Source organism: Streptomyces sp. NRRL S-37 (assembly GCF_000721605.1).
Classification (GTDB): Bacteria; Actinomycetota; Actinomycetes; order Streptomycetales; family Streptomycetaceae; genus Streptomyces.
Map to the genome: position 1 here is coordinate 1 of NZ_JOIZ01000063.1, position 2,369 is coordinate 2,369.

Consider the following 2,369-nt stretch of genomic DNA (forward strand, 5'->3'; position numbering starts at 1 on the left):
CTGGGTGACCCATGTCCGTGAGGCCGTGCGTTTCGCCGACGGAGTTCGTTCCCTGGTCGGTGAGGGTGTCACGCGGTTCGTGGAGCTGGGCCCGGGCGGGGTGCTGAGCGGCATGGCCCGCGAGAGCGCCGGCGACGACGCCCTCCTCGTACCTGTGCTGCGCAAGGACCGTGAGGAAATCGCCACCGCCCTGCGGGCGTTGGCCGAGCTGTACGTCCGTGGCGGTCACGCCGACTGGGCTGCCGTGCTCGACGGCACCGACGGCCGTCCCGTGGACCTGCCGACGTACGCCTTCCAGCACGAGTACTTCTGGCCTGCTGGATCCGTCACCGGCACCGGTGACATCCGCCTCGCGGGCCTCGGAACTCCGGGACACCCGCTCCTGGGGGCGGCCGTCGAACTGGCGGGCGCCGACGGAGTGGTCCTCACCGGCAGGCTGTCGCTCCAGTCACAGCCGTGGCTGGCCGACCACGTGGTACAAGGCTCGGTGCTGGTGCCGGGCACGGCCCTGCTGGAGCTGGCGATCCGCGCGGCCGACGAGGTCGGCTGCGACACGGTCGAGGAACTGACCCTCTCCGCGCCGCTGGTGCTGCCCGGCCACGGCGGTACCCGCATCCAGGTCACCGTGGGCGAGCCGGACGAGGCGGGACGCCGCAGCGTCGCCGTTCACTCGCGCCACGACGCGGACGACGAACGCGGCTCCTGGACCCTGCACGCCTCGGGCACACTGACCGACGCGACGACCGTGGCGCACTCCGGCTTCGACGTGTCCGTGTGGCCCCCGGAGGGCGCCCGACCGGTCGACGTCACCGACTGCTACGACGTACTGGCCGAAGCCGGCCTCCGCTACGGCCCGGTCTTCCAGGGCCTGCGTTCCGCCTGGCGCCGGGGCGACGAGGTCTTCGCCGAGGTGGCGCTCGACGACGTCGACGGCGGCACCTACGGGCTCCACCCCGCGCTCTTCGACGCCGCCCTGCACGCCTCCTTCGCCTTCGTCGGCGAAGACGGTGACGACACCCCGCTCGGCGGTGTGCCCTTCTCCTGGGAGGGCGTGCGCCTGCACGCGTCCGGCGCCACGGCCCTGCGCGTCCGGCTGACCAGGACCGGTGACGACTCCCTGGCCGTCGAACTGGTCGACCCGGCCGGTGCGCCCGTGGCCTCGGTGGAGTCCCTCGTCGTACGGTCCGCCTCGGCCGCCGGAAACGGGTCCGGGAACAACGCGAAGCCCCTCTACCACGTGGACTGGGTGCCCGCCCGTGCCGTGACCGGCACCCTCTCCCCGGAACCGGTCGCACTGCTCGGTGACGAGATCCTCGCCGTGATCGGCGCCGACGGCCGGGTCACTGCCGATGACCTCGAAGCACTGGCGGCGGACGAAGTGCCCGGCACGGTGCTGGTCGCCGTTACGGACTCCCTGCCGGACGTGGTCGAGTCGGCGCACCAGGCGGCCGCTCGGGCCCTGGAGCTGGTGCGGTCGTGGCTGGCGGACGAGAGGTTCGCCGCGTCCCGGCTGATCTTCGTCGTCGACGCCTCCGACGGCACGGGCGCACTGACGGACGCCCCTGTCAGGGGCCTGGTGCGTTCTGCCTCGCTGGAGCATCCGGGGCGGTTCGGTCTGCTGGACGTCGAGCCGGGGGTGGTGCTGTCGGCTGAGCTGCTGGGGGCCGCCCTGGCGGTGGGTGAGACCGAGGCCGAGGTTGCGGTGCGTGGGGGTGAGGTGCTGGTGCCTCGCCTGGCGCGGGTGGCCTCAGCGTCCGGCGTGGGTGTTCCGGCCTGGGATGTGGCCGGGGGCACGGTCCTGGTGACGGGTGGCACCGGTGGTCTGGGCCGGATCGTGGCCCGGCATCTGGTGGTCGAGCATGGTGTGCGGGATCTGTTGCTGGTGAGCCGTCGTGGTACGGCCGCCGAGGGTGTGGAGGATCTGGTCGCCGAGTTGTCCGGGCTGGGTGCTCGGGTGACGGTGGAAGCCTGTGACGTGGCCGACGCGGACGCGGTGGCCGCTCTGGTGGGCCGTCACCCCGTGCGGGCCGTGGTGCACACGGCGGGTGTGCTGGACGACGGTGTGGTGGAGTCGCTGACGGGGGAGCGGCTGGCTGGTGTGCTGCGTCCGAAGGTGGACGCGGCCTGGCACCTGCACGAGGCGACCAAGGACCTCGATCTTGCGGCGTTCGTGGTGTTCTCGTCGGTGGCGGGGACGTTCGGCAGTGCGGGGCAGTCGGCTTATGCGGCCGGTAACGCGTTTCTGGATGCTCTGGTGCGGCGGCGTCGTGCGCTGGGGCTGCCGGCGGTGTCGCTGGTGTGGGGTCCGTGGGCGCAGGACGCGGGCATGACCCGGACACTGGCGGTTGGAGGGTCTGGGCCGGGACGAG

At 72.7% G+C, this 2,369-nt stretch carries 1 protein-coding gene; it reads left to right on the forward strand.

What is annotated here, in order from left to right:
- Positions 1-25: 25 nt before the first annotated feature.
- The coding region (locus IH50_RS0136655; RefSeq protein ID WP_234328336.1) for a type I polyketide synthase at positions 26-2,369 on the forward strand (2,344 nt) is incomplete at its 3' end.